Source organism: Streptomyces sp. NPDC046759, from assembly GCF_040645475.1.
GTDB lineage: Bacteria > Actinomycetota > Actinomycetes > Streptomycetales > Streptomycetaceae > Streptomyces.
The window spans coordinates 1-24,238 of sequence record NZ_JBEYYJ010000002.1 but is presented as its reverse complement, the minus strand read 5'-3'; the positions used below and the strand labels follow the sequence as shown (position 1 = coordinate 24,238).

General features: G+C 70.1%; 17 protein-coding genes and 1 pseudogene. 6 read left to right on the top strand and 12 right to left on the bottom strand.

Annotated elements, in window-relative coordinates:
• Nucleotides 1-156: 156 nt before the first annotated feature.
• Together ABZ919_RS02965 and ABZ919_RS02960 are read left to right on the top strand one after the other, a co-directional pair.
• Nucleotides 157-1,497: pseudogene (locus tag ABZ919_RS02965) on the top strand (hypothetical protein); the annotation flags it as partial.
• 268 nt (nt 1,498-1,765) lie between these two features.
• Nucleotides 1,766-2,386, top strand: coding sequence for a hypothetical protein (locus ABZ919_RS02960; RefSeq protein ID WP_361241886.1), 621 nt, complete (start codon nt 1,766-1,768; stop codon nt 2,384-2,386).
• A 509-nt stretch (nt 2,387-2,895) separates the two neighbouring features.
• Here ABZ919_RS02960 and ABZ919_RS02955 read toward each other — a convergent pair.
• From ABZ919_RS02955 to ABZ919_RS02945, 3 genes are all read right to left on the bottom strand, one after another.
• On the bottom strand, nt 2,896-3,528 hold the full coding sequence (locus tag ABZ919_RS02955; RefSeq protein WP_361241883.1) for a hypothetical protein: 633 nt from the start codon (nt 3,526-3,528) through the stop codon (nt 2,896-2,898).
• A gap of 68 nt (nt 3,529-3,596) precedes the next feature.
• Nucleotides 3,597-4,298 carry a ribonuclease HII gene (locus ABZ919_RS02950; protein ID WP_361241880.1) on the bottom strand — a complete coding sequence of 234 codons (702 nt, stop codon included), beginning with the start codon at nt 4,296-4,298 and terminating at the stop codon, nt 3,597-3,599.
• Between the two features lie 81 nt (nt 4,299-4,379).
• On the bottom strand, nt 4,380-5,003 hold the full coding sequence (locus ABZ919_RS02945; protein ID WP_361241877.1) for a TetR/AcrR family transcriptional regulator: 624 nt from the start codon (nt 5,001-5,003) through the stop codon (nt 4,380-4,382).
• Between the two features lie 184 nt (nt 5,004-5,187).
• On the opposite strand from ABZ919_RS02945, the gene ABZ919_RS02940 reads away from it, so the two are divergent.
• Nucleotides 5,188-6,735: an MFS transporter gene (locus tag ABZ919_RS02940; protein ID WP_361241874.1), complete on the top strand. Its 1,548-nt coding sequence runs from the start codon at nt 5,188-5,190 to the stop codon at nt 6,733-6,735.
• A gap of 354 nt (nt 6,736-7,089) precedes the next feature.
• Here ABZ919_RS02940 and ABZ919_RS02935 read toward each other — a convergent pair whose 3' ends face one another.
• From ABZ919_RS02935 to ABZ919_RS02925, 3 genes are all read right to left on the bottom strand, one after another.
• The gene (locus ABZ919_RS02935; RefSeq protein WP_361241871.1) at nt 7,090-7,995 is read right to left on the bottom strand and encodes an ADP-ribosylglycohydrolase family protein; all 906 of its coding nucleotides are present in this window, start codon (nt 7,993-7,995) and stop codon (nt 7,090-7,092) included.
• Nucleotides 7,996-8,007: 12 nt separating this feature from the next.
• The gene (locus ABZ919_RS02930) at nt 8,008-8,667 is read right to left on the bottom strand and encodes a histidine phosphatase family protein (RefSeq protein ID WP_361241869.1); all 660 of its coding nucleotides are present in this window, start codon (nt 8,665-8,667) and stop codon (nt 8,008-8,010) included.
• Between the two features lie 153 nt (nt 8,668-8,820).
• Nucleotides 8,821-9,426: a YdbC family protein gene (locus ABZ919_RS02925; protein ID WP_361241866.1), complete on the bottom strand. Its 606-nt coding sequence runs from the start codon at nt 9,424-9,426 to the stop codon at nt 8,821-8,823.
• 154 nt (nt 9,427-9,580) lie between these two features.
• On the opposite strand from ABZ919_RS02925, the gene ABZ919_RS02920 reads away from it, so the two are divergent.
• A complete protein-coding gene (locus ABZ919_RS02920; RefSeq protein ID WP_361241863.1) occupies nt 9,581-10,108 on the top strand; it encodes a TerD family protein in 528 nt (175 codons plus the stop codon).
• Between the two features lie 58 nt (nt 10,109-10,166).
• On the opposite strand, the gene ABZ919_RS02915 is transcribed toward ABZ919_RS02920, so the two are convergent.
• Both ABZ919_RS02915 and nrdR read right to left on the bottom strand, forming a co-directional pair.
• Nucleotides 10,167-13,064, bottom strand: a complete 2,898-nt coding sequence (locus ABZ919_RS02915; RefSeq protein WP_361241861.1) for a vitamin B12-dependent ribonucleotide reductase — start codon at nt 13,062-13,064, stop codon at nt 10,167-10,169.
• A 165-nt stretch (nt 13,065-13,229) separates the two neighbouring features.
• Nucleotides 13,230-13,781 carry a transcriptional regulator NrdR gene (gene nrdR / locus ABZ919_RS02910; RefSeq protein WP_361241858.1) on the bottom strand — a complete coding sequence of 184 codons (552 nt, stop codon included), beginning with the start codon at nt 13,779-13,781 and terminating at the stop codon, nt 13,230-13,232.
• A 564-nt stretch (nt 13,782-14,345) separates the two neighbouring features.
• Here nrdR and lexA point away from each other — a divergent pair.
• The gene (lexA, locus tag ABZ919_RS02905) at nt 14,346-15,125 is read left to right on the top strand and encodes a transcriptional repressor LexA (RefSeq protein ID WP_361241855.1); all 780 of its coding nucleotides are present in this window, start codon (nt 14,346-14,348) and stop codon (nt 15,123-15,125) included.
• A 170-nt stretch (nt 15,126-15,295) separates the two neighbouring features.
• Here the strand turns inward: lexA and ABZ919_RS02900 are convergent, their stop codons facing one another.
• The 4 genes from ABZ919_RS02900 to ABZ919_RS02885 form a co-directional block, all read right to left on the bottom strand.
• Complete coding sequence (locus ABZ919_RS02900; RefSeq protein ID WP_361241852.1) at nt 15,296-17,290, bottom strand: ATP-dependent DNA helicase; 1,995 nt, start codon at nt 17,288-17,290, stop codon at nt 15,296-15,298.
• A 412-nt stretch (nt 17,291-17,702) separates the two neighbouring features.
• A complete protein-coding gene (locus ABZ919_RS02895) occupies nt 17,703-18,503 on the bottom strand; it encodes a GNAT family N-acetyltransferase (protein WP_361241849.1) in 801 nt (266 codons plus the stop codon).
• A 67-nt stretch (nt 18,504-18,570) separates the two neighbouring features.
• Entirely contained in the window at nt 18,571-20,538 is a 1,968-nt protein-coding gene (locus ABZ919_RS02890) for an IucA/IucC family protein (RefSeq protein WP_361241847.1), read from the bottom strand.
• 272 nt (nt 20,539-20,810) lie between these two features.
• Entirely contained in the window at nt 20,811-22,247 is a 1,437-nt protein-coding gene (locus ABZ919_RS02885) for a diaminobutyrate--2-oxoglutarate transaminase family protein (RefSeq protein WP_361241844.1), read from the bottom strand.
• Nucleotides 22,248-22,752: 505 nt separating this feature from the next.
• Here ABZ919_RS02885 and ABZ919_RS02880 point away from each other — a divergent pair.
• Nucleotides 22,753-23,976 carry a hypothetical protein gene (locus ABZ919_RS02880; protein ID WP_361241841.1) on the top strand — a complete coding sequence of 408 codons (1,224 nt, stop codon included), beginning with the start codon at nt 22,753-22,755 and terminating at the stop codon, nt 23,974-23,976.
• The last annotated feature ends 262 nt before the right edge of the window (nt 23,977-24,238 follow it).

Below are 24,238 nucleotides of genomic sequence, written 5' to 3'. Positions count from 1 at the left end.
CCCACGTGACGGACGGCACGCCGCCTGCCCCACCAGCCGCCCGACGAACGGATCGAGCCGGACCGAGGCCCCCGGCCCTCCGGCCTGGCGGTGACGTTTTACCAGGTCAGGGCGTAAGTTCCGCTCTGAATTACATGCCACCCCCAGGTCGGTGGACCGGAGACGCTGAGCACCCCGGACTTCCGCGACCAGGTCCTGCCCAAGCTGTCGTCCACCACCGGCCTGCTGGTCGTGGACGAGGCCCACTGCATCTCCGACCGGGGCCACGACTTCCGTCCCGGCCACCGGAGACTGCGCACCATGCTCGGCGACCTCCCGCCCGGCGTTCCGGTACGGGCCACCACCGCCACGGCCAACGCCCGGGTGACCGCGGATGTCGCCGGCCAGCTGGGCACCGGCGGCGCCTCGGACGCGCCGGTGCGCGGGCCGCTGGAGCGGGAGAACCTCAGCACGGGCGGACGGCCCCTGTCACTGCCCTCGCTCGAGCCCTGGTCGAGCTGCGCCGCTCCCGGCTGGCGACCATGCTGAAGGTCTCGACGTGGACGGAGCGGTCCGCCGGGTCAAGGGCGGATGGATCGCCGTCGGACAACCCTCGTCGTACGACGCCGAAGGCTACGACTGGATCGGCCGGCAGCGCGCGGCCGAGCAGGAGGCGATGCGCGCCCACGCGTCCACCGCCGAGTGCCGCACCGAGTTCCTGCAGCGTCAGCGGGACGAGGGCGCCAAGCCCTGCGGCCGCTGCGACAACTGTGCCTGCTCACGCTCCTCTTCACCGCAGGCACGTCCGCGTCGGCGGTGGACGCCGCGCGAAGCGACCTCGGCCGGGCCGGAGTCGAGGTGGAGCCCCCGCCGCATGTGGCCGACGCGCCTGCCGGCCATCGGCATCGATCTCAAGGGACGCGTTCCAGCCGGTGAAAAGGCCTCATCGGGGCGGGCCCCGGGGCGACTGTCGGACATCGGATGAAGCAACCGGCTACTGCGTCCGCTCCTCGCCGCACGGACACCAGGCACCGCTGTGAGGACACCAGGCACCGCTGTGCGGACACCGGGCACCGCAGTGCGGACGATGTGGTGCGAGCCGTGGCCGGTGTCCTGGCCGACTGGGCGAAGGGCCCCGGCGGCTGGACTTCCGGTGCGCCCGACGCCCAGCGACGGCCGGTGGGTGCCGTCGCCGTCGCCTCACGAGCCCGGCCCTTGCTGATCGAGTTCCTGAGCGCCGGGATCGGGGAGATCGACCGGCTGCCGCTGCTCGGGTCCATGGAGTACACCGAGGGCGTACCGTGGGTGCCGCGCAGCAACAGCGCGCAGCGGCTGAAGTCCCTCACCGGCGCGCTGACGGTGCCACCCCGCTTGGCAGCGGCGCTCACCGCGGCCGACGGCTCCGTACTGCTGGTCGACGACTTCACGGAGACGGACCGGACCTTCGCGGTCGTGGCGCGTCTGCTCGGAAGGGCCGACGCACGGGCGGTGTTGTCGCTGGTCCTGGCCGTCCAGGGCGGACCGCACGCAGACCGCGGCAGCCGAAGGCGGCAAGGCCGGTCGCCCCATGCGTCAGCAGGCCGAGCTTTGGGTAGGGATATAAGCCACGCACCGCCAGATAACAGTCGGTGGCCCCAATTGCTCGTTGCCGCATCCAAGTTCGGCAGGAAGAATTGAGGTCCGCTCCCCGCGCGGCTCGTCCGTGATCGGTCGGGCTCTGTTGCGGTGCGCGGTCCCTCGAATCCGACCTCGCCCGCAGTATGGGCGCGTAGCCGAAGGGAGGAACGTGACCTTCGGATTCGCCTCGTCCTCGGCGGCCTCGTTGTCGACCTCCGCGTCCGCCGCTTCCGCCAGTCGTCTGCTCGAGCCGGCCGAATGGTCCGCCGCCGGAATCCCCCTGCTGCGCAATCCACGTGAGGTCGTCAGCGGGCTGCATGCCCGGCACCGGCCCCGGCCGTCCACGGCGATCGTGGCAGTGCTCGATCCGGAAGAGCGGCTGTGCGCCAGTGCGTCGTTCATGCGTCGTCCGTCCCCGGCCGACGGCTGGATGTTCCGCAACACCGTGCTCGCGCAGTTGCGCCGGATCATCCCGCACGACCTGAGACGCCGGACCCCGGTGCGCACGGCCATACTCGTCTACTGCCGTGAGGGCGATGCGCGTTGGACGGAAGAGGACGGCGCCTGGATGTGGGGCCTGCGTGATGCCTGCACACTGCACGGGCTGCGTTGCGGGGCGTACGTCACGCTGACCCACGACGGCTGGCATGTGCTCGGTGAAGGGCGCAGCGGACGCCGCCCCAACGCCGACTCCGCACCCGAGCCTTTCGCCACGTCCGAGGCCCCGCCACTGGTGTCACGCACCGGTGGCCCGGTCTCCGAGGTGCTGCGCCGCGCGGCGGCTCGCTGAAGGGCCCTGAGGGCACGGCAGCAGGTCAGGGCTCTCCACCCGGTCCGCTTCCGACTCCGGCCCCCCCTGCAAACGGCGAGTCCACCGTCCGCGGCTCGACCACCGGCACGCCGCGAACGAGCCGCTCCGTGCTCCAGCGGACGCGCGCATCGCCCCGGGGGCCTGAGGAACGCGGGCATCGCCCCGGGAGCCTGAGGAACGCGGACGCCGGCCCTGGGAACGTGAGCGCGACGCCCCGGCGGGACACGCACCGGCATCCACCGCCGTACCGAGCGGTCGTACACGCGGTACGTGCCGTACGAGATCGACTCCTCAAGTGCCCCCGGTGTTGCCACGCGGGCGTCGCTCGCGGACGAGCCTCGGCCGGCTGTGGCAGCCGGTGCGGCGGGAAGCCGTCCCCATGGGCGGAACGGCCACCGGTCGTCCGGGCATGCCAGACGCCACGCCGTGCGGACAGGCGCCCCAGCGGCTCCTTCGTCACCCCGGTGCCCCGAGGCACGGGCCACGACTCAGACGCCGGCGCCCAGCACCGAGTTGATCTGCTGCGGGTCGCCGCAGACGATCAGCAGGGCACCGGCCCGGGTGTGGGCCAGCGGAAGGGCCGAGGCAGCAGCGGAGGCAGGGCCTCCGTTGACGGCCACGACGACCACGGGGCGGGAAGCGGCGCGCGAAGCGACGGCGGCGTCCGCGTAGAAGACGTCGTCACCGGCATCGTGCTGCGCCCAGTAGGAGGCTTCACCGAAGGACAGTTCGTGTTCCGCCCACGGGTGCTGCGACCCGGTGGTGATCACGAGCACGTCGCTTGGCGCACGGCCCGAGTCCAGCAGCAGGTCCACCGCCTCCTCGGCGGCGTCGAGCGCACCCTCGGCCGAAGCCGGGATCAACTGGATCTGCGGGGTGGCCGGCGTGGCGGCGGGAGCGGCCGGGCCCGACGGGGCCGGCTTGGCCGGAGACACGTCACGCGGCGTGCGCTGCGCCGGCGGCGCGGGCCGCACAGGGCCGGGACGACCGGGGCGGGACGGAGCCGCGGGGCGGGGGCCTGGTACGGGGCGAGGGGTCGGCGCGGTACGGCCGCTGGCCGGCGTGACGCGGGGACCCTGGGCACTCTCGTGAATCTGAGGCTCCTCGGGAATGAGAGGCATGAGCTGATATTTATCAAACATTGGTGCGGCGCGGGTGACCGGGTGGCACATCAGTGCGATCGGAACCGTCAGAAATCGAAGCCGAGCTGACCCTCGATCTCCGGAACGCTTCCGTCCGCCCAGCTGCGGACCTTCTTGAGGTGCCGCCACTGAGGCAACGCATCAAGATACGCCCACGACAAGCGGTGGAGCGGGGTGGGCCCCCACTCCTGCAGCGCGGCCTTGTGCACGGGCGACGGATAGCCGGCGTTGTCCGCAAAGCCGAAGTCTGCATGGTCGATACCCAGTTCGGCCATCATTTTGTCGCGATGGACCTTGGCTATCACCGACGCGGCGGCCACGGCCACGCACGACCGGTCGCCCTTGATCACCGTACGCACCCGCCAGGGGGTGCCGAGATAGTCGTGCTTCCCATCGAGGATGACGGCTTCGGGGCGGACCGGCAGGGCGTCCAGGGCACGGACCGCGGCGAGTCGCAGCGCAGCCGTCATCCCCAGGTCATCGATCTCGTCGGGAGAAGCATGTCCCAGCGCATAGGCCGTCACCCAGGTCCGCAGGGTCTCGGCCAGCTCCGTACGCCGCCTGATGGTCAGCAGCTTGGAGTCGGTCAGCCCCTCGGGCGGGCGGCGGAGTCCGGTGATCGCGGCGCAGACGGTGACAGGTCCGGCCCAGGCGCCGCGCCCCACCTCGTCGACACCGGCAATGACCTTCGCTCCGGTCGTGGCGCGCAGGGAGCGCTCGACGGTGTGTGTAGGCGGTTCGTACGGCATGGCGCCCTTAGCGTACGCCGCCCGGGTCGTCGCCCGACACCCCGGTCGCACGAGCCCCGCTCCGATCACCGGCGAGCGGGATCACCCTCGGCAGGGCCGCAGCAGCGGAAGCATCAGCTGGTCGATCATCTCTTCGAGATCCCGATCACTCCATTCGCTCGTGCACATCTTTGAGCGATACATCATCATGGCGGGAACGGCGTCGAAGACATAGCCGTTGGCCGCGTCCGGGCGGACTTCTCCTCGCTCTATTCCGCGAGCGATGACCTCACCCAAGAGCTTGACCGTCGGCTCCACCACACCGCCGACGATCACCTCATGAAAGCGCTCCGCCTGGACTTGATCGCATTCGTGAATGACGGAACGCAGCGCCACACCAGGGCGCGAGTACATGATCTGCCGCACCCGCCGGCACAGTGCGAGCAGGTCCTCGCGCACACTGCCGAAGTCCGGAGCCGTCCCCACCGGAGGAAGTCCGGCCACCAGGGCGTCTGCGACGAGGTCCTCCTTGGAGGGCCAGCGGCGGTACACCGCGGCCTTGCCGGTCTGGGCGCCGGCGGCGACTCCCTCCATGGTCAGCCCTTTCCAGCCGACCTCACCGAGCTGTTCCAGTGCGGATTCGAGGATCGCGCGCTCCAGCACCACACCGCGCCGACGAGGGGACGCCGCCCGAGCGGGAGCGGCCGTCCAGCGCGAGGTAACCATCTATGTCTCTCCAGCATGCAAGGGAAGCGGGGATGTGGGGGCGGGTGCACCACGCCGCAGCAACAGGGGGACGCGAGGCGGGACACGGGATTAAGTGAACGCTTGCGTTCACTGTTGGGTACTCACTACCGTGGACGCGACAGTGAACGCCAGCGTTCACTAATGCCTTTGTGGGGGACCCATAGTGACAACCTCTCAGCTGCTCCAGGAACCAGAACCGGGCGTGGCCCGCCGGGATGGGCATCCCGGCATCGCACTCACGGTCATCGCGGCCTGCCAACTCATGGTGGTACTCGACGCGACGATTGTGAACATCGCCCTCCCGCACATTCAAGACGCACTCAAGTTCAGTACGACGGATCTGACTTGGGTGGTCAGCGCCTACACGCTCACCTTCGGCGGCCTGCTGCTGCTGGGTGCGCGGGCCGGTGACATCCTCGGCCGCCGCCGGGTGTTCATGGCCGGCATCCTTCTGTTCACCTTCTCCTCCCTGCTGGGCGGTCTTGCCCAGGAACCCTGGCAGCTGCTGGCTGCACGGGCCTTGCAGGGCGTGGGCGGCGCCATCGCCTCGCCGACGTCGCTGGCGCTGATCACCACGACCTTCCCCGAAGGCCCGGAACGCAACCGGGCCTTCGGCGTGTTCGCCGCCGTGTCCGCGGGCGGCGGCGCCATCGGCCTGCTGGCGGGCGGCATGCTCACGGACTGGCTCGACTGGCGGTGGGTGCTGTTCGTCAACGTGCCCATCGGCGTGCTGATCGCCTCGCTCGCGCCGCTGTACATCAACGAGTCCCAGCGCCACCCGGGGCGTTTCGACATCACGGGCGCACTGACCTCGACGGTGGGCATGGCCTCGCTGGTCTACGGCTTCATCCGCGCCTCGGAGGACGGCTGGCGAGACGGCCTGACCCTCGGCTCGTTCGGCGCGGCTGTGGTGTTGCTCCTCGCGTTCGTGCTCACCGAGATACGCGCGAAGGAGCCGATCACCCCGCTGAAGATGTTCACGGACCGCAATCGCTGGGGCACGTACGTGATCATGCTCAGCCTCGCCGCGGCGATGTTCGGCATGTTCTTCTACATCGTGCTGTTCGTGCAGGACGTGCTCGGCTACAGCGCCATCAAGGCCGGTCTGGCCTTCCTCCCCGTGACGGTCGCCATCGCGGTCGGTGCCGGCCTGTCCCAGCGCTTCCTTCCTACGCTCGGCCCGAGGCCGTTCATGATGGCCGGCACGGCGCTGGTGGTGATCGGGCTGGTCTGGCAGACCTTCATCCGGCCGGACAGCTCCTACCTCGGCGGAGTGCTCGGGCCGATGCTGGTCTTCGGCTTCGGCATGGGCCTGAATTTCGTGACGGCCACGGTCACGGCGGTGTCCGGCGTCGCCCAGCACGAGGCCGGTGCCGCTTCCGGGTTGCTCAACGCCATGCAGCAGGTGGGTGGTTCGCTGGGGCTTTCCATCCTGACGACCGTGTTCGGCTCGGCCGCCAAGAGCGAGGCGAAGAGGCAGCTGCCGAAGTTCCTCGCCCACAGCTCGCCGGAGCAGCAGGCACACTTCGCCAAGACGCACCAACTGCCCGCGCCCTGGGGACACGACGTACTCGCCCACGGCATCTCCACCGCCTTCGTGCCGGCCGCGGCGATGGCCGGGGTTGCGTTCCTCACCTCGTGGCTGGTGATCAGGGTCCGCAAGAGCGATCTCGACTCCCTCGCCGGCGTGGCGGGTCCCGGCATCGGCTGACCCATCCCGGACCGCACGCAGCCGTGGTGGGACCGGCCGCCGCCCGGGGCCGCACGTCGGCTGCGGCGAGCCGGCCGGCCGCACCCGCATCAGGGACAGGGCGGAGACCAGCACCAGAACCGGCACCACGTACGCCATCTCAGCACCCCCTCCGGACGTCGCTCTTCCACTGTCCGCCGCCCTTGGCGCCGCAAGCCGCGGCAAGGGCGGCGGACACAGGAGGAACGGGCGGCGGTCACGGAGAGTTCCCGGTCGGCACGGAGAGTTTCGAACTCCCGTGCCGGACGTCCGAGGCACCGGGGCGGGCCACACGAAATCGGCCGGATGGCCGTTCTGTCTTGGCCGGCGGATCCGTCAGAGTCCGGTCGGCACCCAGCCGGGCAGTGCCTCGGAGTGTTCCACCCACTCGGCGGGCGGGGTGCCGGCCTTGCCGGAGGCGAGCACGCCGCCCACGATCGCGCAGGTCGTGTCCACGTCGCCGCCTGCTCCGGCCGTCGTCCAGAAGGCCGTCTCATAGTCACCGAGGCTGCGTGCGGCGGACCAGAGGGCGAACGGGACGGTGTCGTGTGCGGTCGTACGCCGTCCGCATCCCAGCACCGCCGCGACGGTGCCCGCGTCACCGTAGTCGAGCATGTCCCGAGCACGCCGTAGCCCCTGACCGACGGCGCTCTTCGGCACGAGGGCGATGACACCGTCCAGGAGGGACTCGGGGCTTGGCGGGCCGTCCGGCGAGCCGACCAGCGCCGCCGCGGCGGCCACGGCCATGGCGCCGACCACGGCCTCCCGGTGCTGGTGGGTGGGGTAGGCCGAGATCTCCGCCTGGTGGGTCGCCTGCTCCGGATCGTCCGCGTACCAGGCGCCCAGCGGCGCGATGCGCATCGCCGCTCCGTTGCCCCAGGACCCCCGTCCGTTGAACAGCCCGGCGGCCAGCTCACGCCAGTCCCCGCCCTCCCGGACGAGTCTCAGCAGCCGGTTGACCGCGGGCCCGTATCCACGGTCGAAGTCGTGGTGCTCGGCGAAGGAACGGGAGAGGGCGTCCTGGTCGATGCGCTGGTGCTCGGCGAGCACGGCGACCACGGAGCAGGCCATCTCGGTGTCGTCCGTCCACTGCCAGGGCGCCGCCGGCAGCTCGCGTCGTTTCAGCAGGGGATAGTTCGCCGGAACGAAGAACTGGGAGCCCAGGGCGTCCCCCACGGCCAGCCCGCGCAGGCTCGCCAGAGCGCGCTCCAGGCGCCCGGAGAAAGAGGAGTCAGCGGTCATCGCTCTGCCACCCTATCCGCTCACCCAGTACGGCACCGGGTCCCGCCAGCGCTCGAAGGGACGGTCGAGTGTGTACCTGCCGTCCTCTCCGAGAACGAGCATGCGCATCTCGGCGTTCCCGGGGTTCGACAGTGACTCGAAGTCCGCGACCGTCCAGTGGAACCAGCGCATGCAGAACAGCCGCATCGCGAGTCCGTGCGTCACGAGGAGGACGTTCGGCGGATGGTCCGGGGCCTCGAAGCTGCGGAAAAGACTTTCGAGGAAGCCGCCGACACGGTCGTACACGTCCGCGCCGGACTCACCCTGCGGGAACCGGAAGAAGAAATGGCCGTACGCGTCGCGGTAGGTCTTCTGCAGGCGCACGTCGTCGCGGTCCTGCCAGTTGCCCCAGTCCTGCTCCCGGAGCCTGGGCTCCTCACGGACCCGTATGAGATCGGGGTCGAGGTGGAAGGCGCGGAGCGTCTCGTGCGTCCGGCGGTACGGGGAGACGTACACGCTCACGCGTTCCCTGCCGAAGACCTCCCGGAGCGCCTTGCCGGTCTCCTCCGCCTGCCGCCAGCCGCGCTCGGTCAGCGCGAGGGCGTGGTCGGGCTCGCGCTCGTACACGGAGTCGTCGATGTTGCCCGTCGACTCGCCGTGCCGGACAAGGACGATGCGCCGTGGTCGTGCCATGCCAAAACCCTAGATCGAGCGAGGGAGAGTCGAGCACTCGTACGGGCTCCATACGGCGTAGGTCACACGAATACGGTGCCCGGGGCCGTTCCTGGACCACGCTGGGGGCTTCTTCGAGCCGTTGGTTCGTTATTCAAACGTACGGCTCTGACGTCATACCGTCCATGACGGCTCCAGCTCCACGATGTCACCGGAGAGCCTCGCGACGTCGGCCTCGGTCTGGGCGCGCAGGGCCAGACGTTCCACGCGCTCGGTGCGGTACTTGCCGTGTTCGGCCGCCGACCGCCACATCGACAGGACCAGGAACTCATGCTCGGGGGCTTCGGCGAACATTCCACGGATCATGCCGGGCGAACCGGCCATCGCGGGGTTCCACACCTTCTCCTGCATGAGGGTGAAGTGCTCGACGCGCTCCTCGTGGATCCGGCACAGGGCCACGCGGATCAGATCGGCGTCGGTGAACCGCGGTTCGAAGCCCGTCTTCACGTCGAAGCGGTATTCGAACAGCTTGACCCGGGCGTCCTTGAACGTGCCGGACTGAGCGGCCGCCAGGCGGTCGTGCGAGCGTGCCATGAAGGAGTCGTAGAAGGCGCGGCTCTCCCAGAAGGCGAAGATGTGCGCCACGCCCGGGCGCCGCCGGCTCCAGCCTCCGCCCTGCCCGCGAAAACCCGGCTCCCCCGGAAGCCCCGCCCATTTCCGCTGCCCCCGCTCGAAGCCGCGGCGGTCCACCACGGTGCAGCGAATCCACTTGACCAGCACCGCGCCATCGTAAGGCCACCAGGCGTGGCGTCGGTCACGCTCCGGCGGAGATCGCCCGCGCATGCGCCCCCGCGCGCGTGGCACGATGGACAAGGAACCCTGGCTCCGGGGGAGTTGGGGACCGAGGCAGCCACTCGGGGGAAGGGGGAGCCTGTTGACCGGCTTCAGCAAGGGAATCCGCAAGGTCGAGGTCGGGCTGAAGTGGGACCCCAGTCCGGTGGGGCAGCCGCCCACCGATCTCGACATCGTCGCCGCCACGTTCGTGTCGGGCGACGCGTACGGAACTCCTGCCTATCTGGTGCACTTCGACAGCCGCTCACCGGACGGCACGATCTTCCTCAACCGGGACAGCACGGACGGCAGGGGCTTCGGCTGGGACGAGGTCATGACGCTGGAACTGGACCGGCTCGGCGACCAGTACGCGCGCGTGGTGGTCGGCGTCGTCATCCAACAGCGGTACGGGCGGAGGACGTTCGCCGACGTGCTGAATCCGGCCATGCGCGTCCGCGAGGGATACACCGTGCTGGCCGAGGACGACTTCGGCTCGGTGCTCGGCGCGACGGCGGCCACGATCGCCGAGTTCGTACGGGACGGCTCCGGGGAGTGGGCCTTCCGTCCCGGCGTGCACGGCTTCGAGGAGGACCCGGCGACGTTCACCCGGGTCATGGGCAGAGCCCAGTAGCGGTAAGGGGCGCCGGCAATGGCCGGCGCCCCTTACTTCACTTCAACGAACCGCGTCGTCAGCTGCAGCCGCTGGTGGAGCCGCAGCCCTCGCAGATGTAGCAGGAACCGGCCCGCTGCATCTTCGTGCCGCAGGAGAAGCACAGCGGGGCGTCGGCCTGGATGCCCAGCTGCATCTCCACCAGCTCGGCGCTGGTGTGGGCCTGCTTCGGGGCGGGCTTGGCCGCCTCGGACTCGGCCTTCGGCGCGGCGACCGCCTTCAGCTCCTGGGCACGCGGCGCCGACTGGGCCAGGCCCTCGACGTCGACCTCGTCGTCGGCCGGCTCGTAGGAACCGGTCTCCAGGTGCCGCTGACGCTCCTCGGCGGAGTGGATGCCGAGCGCGGAGCGGGTCTCGAAGGGCAGGAAGTCCAGCGCCAGGCGGCGGAAGATGTAGTCGACGATCGACTGCGCCATCCGCACGTCCGGGTCGTCCGTCATGCCGGCCGGCTCGAAGCGCATGTTGGTGAACTTCGAGACGTACGTCTCCAGCGGCACGCCGTACTGCAGGCCGACGGAGACCGCGATGGAGAAGGCGTCCATCATGCCCGCGAGAGTCGAGCCCTGCTTGGACATCTTCAGGAAGACCTCGCCGAGACCGTCGTCCGGGTAGGAGTTGGCGGTCATGTAGCCCTCGGCACCGCCGACCGTGAAGGACGTGGTGATCCCCGGGCGCCCCTTGGGGAGGCGCTTGCGGACCGGGCGGTACTCGACGATCTTCTCGACCGTCTCACGGATGGTGGCCTCGGCCTTCTCCGTGACCTCGGCCTTCTCCTTCTCCTTGGTCTTGGCGGAGAGCGGCTGGCCGACCTTGCAGTTGTCGCGGTAGATGGCGAGCGCCTTGACGCCCAGCTTCCAGGCCTCGAAGTAGATCTCCTGGACCTCTTCGACGGTCGCCGTCTCCGGCATGTTGACCGTCTTGGAGATGGCACCGGAGATCCACGGCTGGATCGCGGCCATCATGCGGACGTGGCCCATCGGGGAGATGGCGCGCTCGCCCATGGCGCAGTCGAACACCTCGTAGTGCTCGTGCCTGAGGCCCGGGGCGTCGATCACGTTGCCGTGCTCGGCGATGTGGGCGACGATCGCCTCGATCTGCTCCTCCTGGTAACCCAGGCGGCGCAGGGCCTGCGGCACGGTGCCGTTGACGATCTGCATCGAGCCGCCGCCGACCAGCTTCTTGAACTTCACGAGAGCCAGGTCGGGCTCGACACCGGTGGTGTCGCAGGACATCGCGAGACCGATGGTGCCGGTCGGGGCGAGGACGGACGCCTGGGAGTTACGGAAACCGTTCTTCTCACCGAGACGGACGACGTCCTGCCAGGCCTCCGTGGCCGCGGCCCACACCGGGGTGTCCAGGTCGTCCATGCGGACGGCCTTGCCGTTGGCGTCGGCGTGCTGCTTCATGACGCGGTTGTGGGCGTCGGCATTGCGCGCGTAGCCGTCGTACGGGCCGACGACCGCGGCCAGCTCGGCGGAGCGGCGGTACGCCGTACCCGTCATCAGGGAGGTGATGGCGCCGGCGAGGGCGCGGCCGCCGTCGGAGTCGTACGCGTGGCCGGTGGCCATCAGCAGGGCACCGAGGTTGGCGTAACCGATCCCGAGCTGGCGGAACGCGCGCGTGTTCTCGCCGATCTTCTGGGTCGGGAAGTCCGCGAAGCAGATCGAGATGTCCATCGCGGTGATGACCAGCTCGACGACTTTCTGGAAGCGCTCGGTCTCGAAGGACTGGTTGCCCTTGCCGTCGTCCTTCAGGAACTTCATCAGGTTCAGCGAGGCCAGGTTGCAGGACGTGTTGTCCAGGTGCATGTACTCGCTGCACGGGTTCGACGCGGTGATGCGGCCGGACTCGGGGCAGGTGTGCCAGTTGTTGATGGTGTCGTCGTACTGGATGCCCGGGTCGGCGCAGGCCCAGGCGGCCTCGGCGATCTTGCGGAAGAGCGCCTTGGCGTCGACCTCCTCGATGACCTCGCCGGTCATGCGGGCGCGCAGGCCGAAGTTGCCGCCGTCCTCGACCGCCTTCATGAACTCGTCGTTCACGCGGACCGAGTTGTTGGCGTTCTGGTACTGGACGGACGTGATGTCGTCACCGCCCAGGTCCATGTCGAAGCCCGCGTCGCGCAGGACGCGGATCTTCTCCTCTTCCTTGACCTTGGTCTCGATGAAGTCCTCGATGTCGGGGTGGTCGACGTCGAGCACGACCATCTTGGCGGCGCGGCGGGTGGCACCACCGGACTTGATGGTGCCGGCGGAGGCGTCGGCGCCGCGCATGAAGGAGACCGGGCCGGAGGCGTTGCCGCCGGAGGACAGCAGCTCCTTGGAGGAGCGGATGCGGGAGAGGTTCAGGCCGGCGCCGGAGCCGCCCTTGAAGATCATGCCCTCTTCCTTGTACCAGTCGAGGATCGACTCCATGGAGTCGTCGACGGACAGGATGAAGCAGGCGGAGACCTGCTGGGGCTGCGCGGTGCCCACGTTGAACCAGACGGGGCTGTTGAAGCTGAAGATCTGGTGCAGGAGGGCGTAGGCCAGCTCGTGCTCGAAGATCTCGGCGTCGGCAGGCGAGGCGAAGTACTTGTGGTCCTCGCCGGCCTTCCGGTACGTCTTCACGATGCGGTCGATCAGCTGCTTGAGGCTGGTCTCGCGCTGCGGGGTGCCCACGGCACCGCGGAAGTACTTGCTGGTGACGATGTTGACCGCGTTCAACGACCAGAAGTCGGGGAACTCGACGCCACGCTGCTCGAAGTTGACCGAGCCGTCGCGCCAGTTGGTCATGACGACGTCACGGCGCTCCCACGACACCTCGTCGTACGGGTGCACGCCGGGGGTGGTGTGGATACGCTCGATGTGCAGTCCCTTGTTCCCCGCCTTGCCGCCCTTGGCTCGGGAACCTCGTGCCGGACCGCTCGCCGTCTCTGTCATGCCGCCTCCCTCTACGGGCAAAAACGCCCTGAAGTGCCCCGTCTGTTCCCGTGGCACGGTGGTGTGTCTTGTGTTGCGGGCACCCTCGGATACCACCCGCAACGGGTCTTGAATCGCCGCCTCCCGGCCGGAACCCGGCTCTCCTCCCGGTTTCCGGCCCGCCGGTCAGTCGGCGGCGTGGGCGGGCACGGGGACCTGAGTGGTCCCGCCGGGCCCGCGATCGTCTTCCTGGCGCCCCGATCCAGTGTCTTCCTCGTCCGCGGCGGGGCCTCGCGTCGCTTCCCTCAGCTCCGCGATGGCGGCCTCGAAGTCCTCGAGCGAGTCGAACGCCCGGTAGACCGAGGCGAATCGCAGATAGGCGACGAGGTCGAGCTCCTGCAACGGGCCGAGTATGGCCAGCCCCACGTCGTGGGTGGTCAGCTCGGCGCTTCCGGTGGCCCGCACCGCCTCCTCGACCCGCTGGCCGAGCTGGGCGAGTGCGTCTTCGGTGACAGGCCGCCCCTGGCACGCCTTGCGCACGCCGTTGATGACCTTGGTACGGCTGAAAGGCTCGGTGACTCCGGACCGCTTGATCACCATGAGCGAGCACGTCTCCACGGTCGTGAAACGACGGGAGCAGTCAGGGCACTGGCGACGCCTGCGGATCGACGTGCCGTCGTCGGTCGTACGACTGTCGACCACACGGCTGTCGGGGTGCCTGCAGAAGGGGCAGTGCATGATCTCCAACCCTCCTCACAGCAGACTCATGAACCTCACCGGACCCACGGGCCCCGCGAAGCAGCCCTAAGCATAGGCGATCGCGGAGCCGTCTCAGACCCGGGGGACCACAACTTGTGGGCTGCTGTAGCCATCCAACCACTAGATGTAGGGCTTGGCTCATACACCGAGGCAGGCTCGCGTGTCGCAGGGAAGAAAGCGGACTCACCGCACACAGGCGGCGCACCGGGGACACGCGGGTGCAGACCCGTGTCGCCGTGAGGCATACGGAGATACCGTGGGCGCCGCAGGGAGGACGCGTGGGACTCCGGCACACAAGCAGACCCGGAACCCGGACGGGCAGGCTCCGGATGGCAGACTGAGGCGACGGCCCACAAGGTCGGCACCCCAGCGGTGAAGAGTACAACAATGGGCGCTTTTGTCCGCCAGGTGGCGCGTTAGCAATACACCCAGACACATGATCTCGGCAGGTGAATCGCACTTTTTCACTCGAACGTGTGTTTGGCGCAACCTTTCGAAAGCAACTACCGTTGTGCAGCAGGGAGACCATCGAGAGGGGCCGACGTGACCACCACCGCAGACAGTGCCACCATCACTGCCCAGGACCGCTCCCCGGGCCGAGTCGAGCCGGTACACGTGATGAACGAAGCCACGAATCCCGAGGGCCACAAGCGCTCCCTGCCGGGCCGACCTCCCGGCATCCGAGCCGACAGCTCCGGACTCACCGATCGGCAGCGCCGCGTGATCGAAGTCATCCGGGACTCCGTTCAGCGGCGCGGCTATCCACCGTCGATGCGGGAGATCGGTCAGGCCGTAGGGCTCTCGAGCACCTCCTCGGTCGCCCATCAGCTGATGGCGCTGGAGCGCAAGGGCTTCCTGCGCCGCGACCCTCACCGCCCGCGCGCGTACGAGGTGCGCGGCTCGGACCAGGCCGTGACCGTGCAGCCCACGGACACCGCCGGCAAGCCCGCCGCGTCGTACGTCCCGCTGGTGGGCCGCATCGCGGCCGGTGGCCCCATCCTCGCGGAGGAATCCGTCGAGGACGTCTTCCCTCTCCCCCGCCAGCTCGTCGGCGACGGTGAACTGTTCGTCCTCAAGGTCGTCGGCGACTCCATGATCGAAGCTGCGATCTGCGACGGCGACTGGGTCACCGTGCGCCGCCAGCCGGTCGCCGAGAACGGCGACATCGTGGCAGCGATGCTGGACGGCGAGGCCACCGTCAAGCGCTTCAAGCGCGAGGACGGCCATGTCTGGCTCCTCCCGCACAACGCAGCCTATGAGCCGATCCCAGGCGACGACGCCACCATCCTGGGCAAGGTCGTCGCGGTGCTGCGGCGCGTGTGACGCCCGCGGCGGGCAGGCCGACGGCCGCTCGCACCCTGACCGGGCCCCGGAACCCCTGCGCCGGTTCCGGGGTCCTGCTGTGTCAAGGCCAGGCCGGTCCCCCGGCGTCCTCGACCGCCGAAGGCAGCCCGGCCCGCGCCGGTCGGGCCACTCCCGCGATCACCTGGGGATCACTTCGCCTCGGCCGCCTGCTGCGCTTCGCCAGCCTTGGCCGCCGCGTCGATCGCCGCGAGCGACTTGCGCACCTGGTTACGGTCCGTGGTGTACCAGAAGTCCGGCAGTGACGTCTTGAGATAGCCGCCGTACCGTGCGGTGGACAACCGCTGATCCAGTACGGCGACCACGCCCCGGTCCCCCGACGCGCGCACGAGCCGGCCGGCGCCCTGTGCCATGAGCAGGGCCGCGTGAGTGGCGGCCACCGCCATGAAGCCGTTGCCGCCCGCCTCCTCCACGGCCTTCTGCCGGGCGCTCATCAAGGGGTCGTCGGGGCGGGGAAACGGGATCTTGTCCATGACGACCAGCTGACAGCTGGGGCCCGGAACGTCGACGCCCTGCCACAGCGACAGGGTGCCGAACAGGCACGTCTTCGGGTCGGCCGCGAAGTTCTTGATCAGTTCGCCGAGGGTCTCCTCGCCCTGGAGGAGGATCGGGAACTCGGGGATCCTCGAGCGCAGTTCCTCCGCCGCGAGCTGTGCGGCCCGCATCGACGAGAACAGCCCGAGGGTGCGGCCGCCGGCCGCCTGGATGAGTTCGGTCAGCTCGTCGAGCATGTCGGAACGCTCACCGTCACGCGCGGGGCGTGCGAGGTGCTTGGCGACGTAGAGGATGCCCTGTCTGCGGTAGTCGAAGGGCGAGCCGACGTCGACGCCCTTCCACTTCGGCAGGTCCTCACCCTCCACGCCCTCGGGGCCGAGCCCCAGGGAAGCGCCGACGCCGTTGAAGTCGCCGCCCAGCTTGAGGGTCGCCGAGGTGAGGACGACGGCGCGGTCGGCGAAGAGCTTCTCCCTGAGCAGGCCCGAGACCGACATGGGAGCGATCCGCAGGGACGCGCCGAAGCGGTCGTGCCGCTCGTACCAGACGACGTCCCACTCCGACCCGTTCAGGACCCTCTCCGCGACGTCGTGCACCGTCTCCACCGAGGCCAGCGCCTGCTTGCGGACCGCGTCCTCGTCCTGCACCGACTTGTCGCGCGTGGCACCGATGGCGGAGATGACCGTACGGGCGGCGTCCCGGAGCGCCATCAGCGCGTAGCCGAGGTCCTCCGGGATCTCCTCCAGACGGCCCGGCAGGGCCAGCTCCATCAGCCGCTCGAAGCCCTCGGCGGCGGTCTGCAGCTGATCGGCCGCCTTCTCGTTGACGAGCTTGGCGGCGCGGCGCACCGCCCGGTTGACCTGGCCTGGCGTGAGTTCGCCGGTGGCGACGCCGGTGACGCGGGAGACGAGTTCATGGGCCTCGTCCACGATCAGTACCTCGTGCTGCGGCAGCACCGGCGCGCCCTCGATGGCGTCGATGGCGAGCAGCGCGTGGTTGGTGACCACGACCTCGGCGAGCTTGGCACGCTCGCGGGCCGTCTCGGCGAAGCACTCGGCGCCGTACGCGCACTTCGACGCACCCAGGCACTCCCGCGACGACACCGACACCTGCGCCCAGGCCCGGTCCGACACTCCCGGAGTGAGATCGTCCCGGTCACCCGTCTCCGTCTCGTCCGACCAGTCGCGCAGCCGCAGGAGGTCCTGGCCCAGCTTGCTGGTGGGCGCCGCGGCCTCGAACTGGTCGAAAAGACCGTCCTCCTCGTCCTGCGGCATGCCCTCGTGCAGGCGGTGCAGGCACAGGTAGTTCGACCGGCCCTTGAGCATCGCGAACTCCGGGCGGCGGCGCAGCAGCGGGTGCAGGGCCTCGACCGTGCGCGGCAGATCGCGCTCCACGAGCTGGCGCTGCAGCGCGAGCGTTGCCGTCGCGACGACCACCCGTTCCCCGTGCGCGAGCGCCGGCACGAGATAGCCGAGCGACTTTCCGGTGCCGGTGCCGGCCTGGACCAGCAGGTGGGATCCGTCGTCGATCGCCTCGGCGACCGCTTCGGCCATGGTCACCTGGCCGGGGCGCTCCGTGCCACCGACGGCAGTGACAGCGGCATGCAGGAGTTCGGGAAGTGAGGGCTTCGTCATAGCCCGACCACCCTACGGCCCGGCACCGACAAACGGGCGGTCACGGCGGGGGCGGAGGGCGTGATCAAGGCCGGACTCCTGGGTGGGTCGAGGAGCGGAGAGGACGAGGCTGGGGGCCGGGGCGGGGTGAAGGCTGCAGGCCGGCACAAGGCTGGGAAGGGGCCGGCACGACGCTGGGAAGGCTGCCGGCTGGGGTTCCGGAGGGCCGGGCCGCGGCTTGGGACTTCGAGTCCGAGCAGATGACCGGACCGTGACAGGGAGTGGGGCGAGGACGGGCGGCGGCAATGCGGCGGAGAGAAGGGATGCGGGCGATGCCGTGGGGCGGTGGGCCCCCGTTCGAGAACTTCCCGGAACGAGGGGAACTCCGACGGCCCGTCGCGCGTACTACATGTGAACGCGCCGTCACGTGGCGCTACAGAGCATCGCGCAGGACCCGGTCCCGGATCATGAGGGCGGCCCGCTTGCCCGGCAGGTCGACCTCGTCCGCGTACCGGAAGCCGGCGCTCAGGAACGCTGCGACGGAGGGGGTGTTGCGAAGGTCGGGTTCCGCCACGATCCGTGCGCACGCGGGGCGCCGGTCGAGGATCAGATCGGCTACGGCTCGCAGCAGGGCGGATCCCAGCCCCCGCCCTCGGTCCTCGGCCCCGCCGACGAGCAGGTGGATCCCGGTGTCATGGGGGCGGGCCGGGTAGTGGCGGGCCAGCGGATCCAGGTCTGCCCGGTAGATCTCCCAGTAGCTCATCGGTGTGCCGTCGAGTACGCCGAGACAGGGCACGCTGCGCCCGTCCCCGTGGAGCCGGGCGCGCAGGTGGTCCTCCGTCCGGCTCCGGGGCCCGGCCAGCTCCCAGAATTCCGCGACGGCGGGGTCGTTCATCCAGCGATGGACGAGCGGGATGTCTTCATCGAGACGCACGGGAAGGAGCTGGAAGGTGCCGACGCGAGTCACCGTCGGGCCCCACGTGTGGAGTTGGTCCAGCAGATACGTGGTCCCTGCGGCGAAGAGAGCGAGGAACTCGGCGGGCAGATGCAGGTCCAGTGTGTCCTCGCAGTCCCCGTCGTCGTCCTCGACGGCGAACCCGGTGAACGGGGCGCTCCGGATGCCTCTGCCCCCCGTCCGGGGAGCGGCGGAACCCTCGTGGACAGGGGCGCCTGTGCGGACAGGGGCCTCTGTAGGGGCGGGCCCGGCGCCGGCGTTCGCATCGGTGGGAGGCATGGTGCGCTCCTCTCAGGAGACGAGGTGGGTCATGGTCCTCGGAAGTGCGGGAGACGGTTCGGTTCGCTCAGGAATGAAGGGGGTTGGCGATGGTGACGTAGACCGACTGGGTGTCGACCGGGCCGACGAGTTCGTCCAGGCCGTGCAGCCGGGTCAGGAGGTTGGCCTTGCAGCGCAGCACGGGTGAGTCCAGCAGGTGGTGGGGCAGGGAGGTGCGCAGGGCGGTGGGTCCTGCGGCCGCGTCGCTGAGGAAGCGTCGGAAGGCCGCGAGGAGAAGTCGTTCGTCGGCCAGCCGTTGGGAACCGAACGCACCGATGAGACCCAGCACGTTGTTGATGGCGAGGTAGTAGGCGAAGCGTTCGTCGGTGACCTCGTCGGACACGAAGGTGTCACTGCGCTCACCGATGCCGGGCAGCCGGGCATCCAGTTCGGCTCGCCGGGACTCGCGGAAGTAGTAGCCCTGGTTGTCGCGGTAGCGGCCGCCGGCGGGCCATCCGTGGCCGTCGAGCAGAAGCAGGGTGTTCTGCTGGTGGGCTTCGAGAGCGATGCCGGCCTCGCCGTCCAACCACAGCACGGGACGGACGACCTGCTCCAGGTACCGGAGGAACCACTCCGCGGCAACGGCTTCGAGGGACCGGCCGGTGCGTGCGGCGAGCCTCGTCACCAGCTGGGCCAGTCGGGAACGCATGGCCCAAGGCACCTGTGGTGACGAGGAGTCGTCCTCGGGTTCGGCAACGGGCCGGGGCGAGACGAGTCCGGCGACGCAGCCGACGTCTTCGGTCGGCACGAACGGGTTGTGCCTGATGAGGACGTCGAGTCCCGGCACGGGTCGTCCGTCCGGGGCGTCGACGGCGAGCCACGCCGGGTCGCGGACGACGTCGAAGCCGGGATGGACGGCCTGCCACTGCTTGGACAGGCCGGTGCGCAGCAGTCGGTGCACCTCGACTCCCCGATGGAGTTCCTTGCGCAGGTTCTCCCGGCGGGAGTTGGTGATGCGCAGGCCGAGCGACAGCTTGAGCATCGCGGCGGCACCGGTTCGGTGAACGGTGCGTACGGAGGAGGTGGGGTGCCAGCGGGTGCCGAGCGGACCGAGGTCGCGCAGGAGCCCGGAGTCGAACAGGGCGGCGACGGCTTCACGGTGGCGCAGTTCGCGGGCCTGCCACGGGTGCAGGGGGACAGCGGAGTAGCCGTCCGGGAGGTGAAGGTCGGTTCCGGCGAGGCGCCGGGTGAGGTGATCGGCGGAAACGAGACGACCGCGCTCGGTCCAGGCCGAGTCCGTGGCGAGGAGAGAGGGGGCGACGGCCACCCAGTGCAGCGGAAAGGAGCCGCGCAGTTCCGGTGAGAACAGGGAGGCTTCGCGTTCGGTCAGGCCTTCCCGGCTCTTGGGGGCCGGGTGGAGGGGGTGACCGAGGAGCAGCGCCTGTTCGGCGCAGAGGAAGAGGTCGGAGGTGTCGTCGGTGGGGTGCTCGCGACGGTCACGGATGAAGGTCGCCGTGCGGCGGAGGGAGTCGGCCACCCTGGCCACGAGATCGCCGTCGTCGTGGAGGCCGGTGTGGATGGAGGTCCGGGACCGGGTGAGGGAGGTGCTGCTGCCCGTGCCACCGGAGGTCTCCCGGGCGAGCAGCGCTGCCAAGGTGACGGCATCGACGGGAAGGGCGGTCGCGGGGGCGCTGGTCAGCCGTGGCGGGCCGAAGCGGTGCCAGCCCGTCGGGGACCAGTGGCGGACCGGCACGAACAGGGAGGTGCCGCTGGCCGGAAGCAGGAGGTGAAGGATGCCGTCCTCGGGAGCGCCGAGGTCGTTCTCGCGTACCCAGCACCGCAACAGGTTCTCGACGGTGGCGGCCTGGGCCGCGGTGCGGGGGTCGGGATGCTCCAGCAGGTCGGAGCCGGGCTCGGTGACCCGGGTGAGATCCACGGTGCGCCTCTTCTGCTGCGGAACCGCATCGGCCAGCGGCACGGAAGAGGCCGGGCTGGCGGAGTCTCCCTGGTCGTCGGGACCGCTGGAGCTGCCGTCGGGAGTGGGGCTGGCGTTCATGACGGCTCCTCTTGGCCGGCTGGGGGTGTGCGGGGCTCGTGCCGTCGCTCGGTCGCCCTTTCTCCGAGACCGACGGTCGCCGCGGCGGTGGGTCTGGCCGCGTCGCGGGACCGGTTCGACGGGGAGAGCGGATGTGTACGGAAGGGCTGGGGGTGGGTCATGGGAGGCCGGATCGGGCCTGGCGTTCTTGTGAGGAGGTGCAGGGGATGAGGGAGGCAAGGGGTGCGGGAGGCTGGTGCCGGCTTCGTGCGCCGGGCGGTGTGGGTGCCGCCTCAGCCCGCGCGCTGGGCCGGGCCGTGCTGTCGGCTGCGGTGACGGCCGTGGTCCTCGTGGGTGCGGGCCACCGCCGCCACCGCGTCCGCCAGGCGGTCCACGACCGCTGCGGCCTGCTCGTCGCTGATCGTGAGCGGAGGAAGCAGCCGGACCACGGCCGAGTGGCGGCCGCCGAGTTCCACGATCAGCCCGCGTTGGAGACACTCCCGCTGGACGGCCACGGCGAGCTCGGGCGCGGCCGGGTGCGGGGTGCGGGTGGGCTCCGGACCTGGAGGGCCGGGGTGGTGGCCGGCGGACTCGGTACCGTCGCATTCCGGGTTCACCAGCTCGACCCCGATCATCAGCCCCCGCCCCCGCACCTGCCCTACGCATGCGAACGTGTCGGCCAGCTGCCCGAGTTGGGTCAGCATGCGGGCACCGAGCTCGGCGGCGCGTCGGGCGAGGCCGTTCTCCCGGACATAGGTGAGGGTCGCGGTGCCCGCGGCCATGGCGAGTTGGTTGCCCCGGAAGGTTCCCGCGTGCGCGCCGGGCTGCCAGACGTCGAGATCGTCACGGTAGACGATCACCGCCAGCGGGAGGCTGCCGCCGATGGCCTTGGACAGCACCATGACGTCGGGGGTGATGCCGCTGTGGTCGACGGCCCAGAAGGCGCCCGTCCTGCCCACTCCGGTCTGGATCTCGTCGGCGATCAGCGGGATGGACCGGTCGGCCGTGAGCTGCCGCATGCGGCGAAGCCAGTCGTCCGGCGCGGGAATCACGCCGCCCTCGCCCTGGACGGGTTCCAGGATCATCCCGGCGGGCAGGGGCACGCCCGACTTGGGGTCGTCGAGGAGGGACTCGGTCCAGCGGGCGGCGAGTTCGGCGCCGCGAGGTCCGCCGACGCCGAAGGGGCAGCGGTAGTCCTGGGGGTAGGGCAGCCGGGCGACCTGGACGTCACGGGCACCGCCGGAGGCGGCCAGGGCGCCGGCGGTCATGCCGTGGTAGGCGCCGGTGAAGGCGAGGATGCCGGTGCGGCCGGTCGCGGTCCGGACCAGTTTGAGGGCCGCCTCGACGGCGTCGGTGCCGGCCGGTCCGCAGAACTGGACACGGCCCCGGTCGGCGAGACCGGGTGGGAGGGTGCGGAACAGCTCGGTGATGAAGGCGTCCTTGACGGGAGTGGCGAGGTCGAGGACCGCGAGCGGAGCGCCGGAGTCGAGGACTGCGCGGATGGCTTCGAGCACGACCGGATGATTGTGGCCGAGGGCGAGTGTTCCCGCGCCGGAGAGGCAGTCCAGATAGCGGCGGCCGTCGGCGCCCTCGATGGTGAGCCCTCGCGCCCGGACCGGGACGATGGGCAGGGCCCGGGCGTAGGTGCGGGCGGAAGACTCGCGCGCCGACTGGCGTCTGAGAATTCCCTCGTGCACGCCACGAGCTTCCCCGTGCATGCCTCCAGCCATCGACTCCGTAACGGCCACGGCTTGCTGTCCTCCCGCTGTCCAGAGGCGACTTGTTCCCACGGGGACCGGATGCAGGCAGCTGGCCCCCCACCGCTACAACCGCGGACGGGTCGACGGGTTACGGCTTCGCGCAAGATTGTTTCAAGAGCGGTGGGACGGCCCGCTCGGTGCGGTGCCGTGCGAGCGTGGTCGGCCGGCGGAGCGCGGGGTCCGTGTGCCGAGGGCCGGCCGTCCGGACAGGGTGTGGAGACGGGCGGGCAGGTGCGGATGTCGGTGCGGTGACAGTGCCGAGTGGACGTCAGATGGGGCAATCGGCGAATGGTTGTCCTGGTCAGACGGCTTGTAGCCGAACCGTTGCCGTTCCGTCGGAAGTCCCCCACAGCGAGCGCATAGTGTGTGTTGCCGTTCCGAGAGGGTCGTGAGACCGGCATGAACTCCCCGTGGGTTCACGGCCGGTTGCGCGGCCGAAGCGCCGAGTACCTTCACAGCAGGGGGAGTCAAGAGCATGCGATCCATACGGCCGTCGTTCAGCGTTCGGCGAGGGAGGGGTCCCCGACGTTCCTCCCCCGCACTGGCGGCGGTCGCCCTCGCCTCGGCGCTGGCGCTGACCGCCACCGCCTGCAACGGCGACGACAAAGCCGACGACAAGCCGACCGCCTCGGCGACCGTCGCCGGCACCGGCGACGGAAAGATCAGGATCCCGGACGACCTCAAGAAGAGGCTGAAGGAGCACGGGATCGACATCGACAAGTGGAAGAACGGCGCCTGGAAGAACTGGAACAAGGAAGACTGGCTGCGCGAGGCCAACGACTTCATCAACCCGATCATCAAGGGTCTGTGGGACCCCGACCGGATGCGCCACGCCAACGACCCGACCAAGGGGGTCGACGACAACGACATCTCCGGTGACCAGGGCGTGACCGACCCGACCCCGCAGCCGGTGAAGGCCCAGGCGGTGGCGCCGCCGTACCACACCAGCGCGGCCGCCTCGGGCAAGGTGTTCTTCGACTCCCCCGAGGGCCACATGGTCTGCTCGGGCACGGTCGTGGAGGACCCCGCGCACCCGGGCAAGTCCAACCTCGTCTGGACGGCCGGTCACTGTGTGCACGCCGGCAGGAACGGCGGCTGGTACCGCAACATGGCCTTCGTGCCGTCGTACAACAACGCGGGCAAGTCGGCCGCCCAGCTGCAGCAGGCCGGCAGGCCCGAGGTGGCCCCGTACGGCGTCTGGTGGGCCGACGCCGCGCGCACCTCGCAGCAGTGGATCGACCAGGGCGGTGAGAGCGGCGGCAACGGCGCCCCGTACGACTTCGCGGTGATCCATGTGACGCCGGAGCAGGGCAACGGCGGCGAGTCGCTGGAGGAGGCCGTCGGCGGTGCGATGCCGGTGAACTTCAACGCCCCGGCGGTGCCCAAGGTCAGCAGCATCACCGCGTCCGGCTACCCGGAGGCGGCTCCGTTCGACGGTCAGCTGCTGTACCAGTGCAAGGACAAGCCCGGCCGCCTGTCGATCAACCGGTCGGACCCGACGATGTACCGGATCGGCTGCACCATGACGGCCGGTTCCTCCGGCGGTGGCTGGGTGGAGACGGGCGCGGACGGCAAGCCGGCGCTGGTGTCCAACACGTCCATCGGTCCGGTGACCTCGGGCTGGCTCGCCGGTCCGCGGCTGGGTCCCGTGGCCAAGGGTGTGTACGACTCGGTCAGCAAGCAGTTCGCCGGGCGGTAAGGGCGGCGGTTGCGCCGTCTCGCCGTCGGCGCGACGGCGCGGGCGGCTGACGGTCGTCGTGGATCGTCCGCGCCCACGCGCCAAGCCGCATGTCGGTACGGCCCCGCGCCCCTGTAGGCGCACGAACGGTCCCCTCCCTGAGAAGCACGCAAGGCCCGCTCCCTCCTCGGCGGTTTCTAGGGGTCGTCGCAACACGTGGTCGTGTTGATCAGGCCGCGAGCAGTTTATGCAGGCGCTCGGCTGGGGTTTCCCAGCCGAGCGT

What these genes read in the sequence shown, in the direction of transcription:
- ABZ919_RS02955 (WP_361241883.1), bottom strand. Translation starts at nt 3,528, where the DNA reads ATGCCTCTCATTCCCGAGGAGCCTCAGATTCACGAGAGTGCCCAGGGT.
- ABZ919_RS02950 (WP_361241880.1), bottom strand. Translation starts at nt 4,298, where the DNA reads ATGCCGTACGAACCGCCTACACACACCGTCGAGCGCTCCCTGCGCGCC.
- ABZ919_RS02945 (WP_361241877.1), bottom strand. Translation starts at nt 5,003, where the DNA reads ATGGTTACCTCGCGCTGGACGGCCGCTCCCGCTCGGGCGGCGTCCCCT.
- ABZ919_RS02935 (WP_361241871.1), bottom strand. Translation starts at nt 7,995, where the DNA reads ATGACCGCTGACTCCTCTTTCTCCGGGCGCCTGGAGCGCGCTCTGGCG.
- ABZ919_RS02930 (WP_361241869.1), bottom strand. Translation starts at nt 8,667, where the DNA reads ATGGCACGACCACGGCGCATCGTCCTTGTCCGGCACGGCGAGTCGACG.
- ABZ919_RS02915 (WP_361241861.1), bottom strand. Translation starts at nt 13,064, where the DNA reads ATGACAGAGACGGCGAGCGGTCCGGCACGAGGTTCCCGAGCCAAGGGC.
- nrdR (WP_361241858.1), bottom strand. Translation starts at nt 13,781, where the DNA reads ATGCACTGCCCCTTCTGCAGGCACCCCGACAGCCGTGTGGTCGACAGT.
- ABZ919_RS02900 (WP_361241852.1), bottom strand. Translation starts at nt 17,290, where the DNA reads ATGACGAAGCCCTCACTTCCCGAACTCCTGCATGCCGCTGTCACTGCC.
- ABZ919_RS02895 (WP_361241849.1), bottom strand. Translation starts at nt 18,503, where the DNA reads ATGCCTCCCACCGATGCGAACGCCGGCGCCGGGCCCGCCCCTACAGAG.
- ABZ919_RS02890 (WP_361241847.1), bottom strand. Translation starts at nt 20,538, where the DNA reads ATGAACGCCAGCCCCACTCCCGACGGCAGCTCCAGCGGTCCCGACGAC.
- ABZ919_RS02885 (WP_361241844.1), bottom strand. Translation starts at nt 22,247, where the DNA reads ATGGCTGGAGGCATGCACGGGGAAGCTCGTGGCGTGCACGAGGGAATT.
- ABZ919_RS02880 (WP_361241841.1), top strand. Translation starts at nt 22,753, where the DNA reads ATGCGATCCATACGGCCGTCGTTCAGCGTTCGGCGAGGGAGGGGTCCC.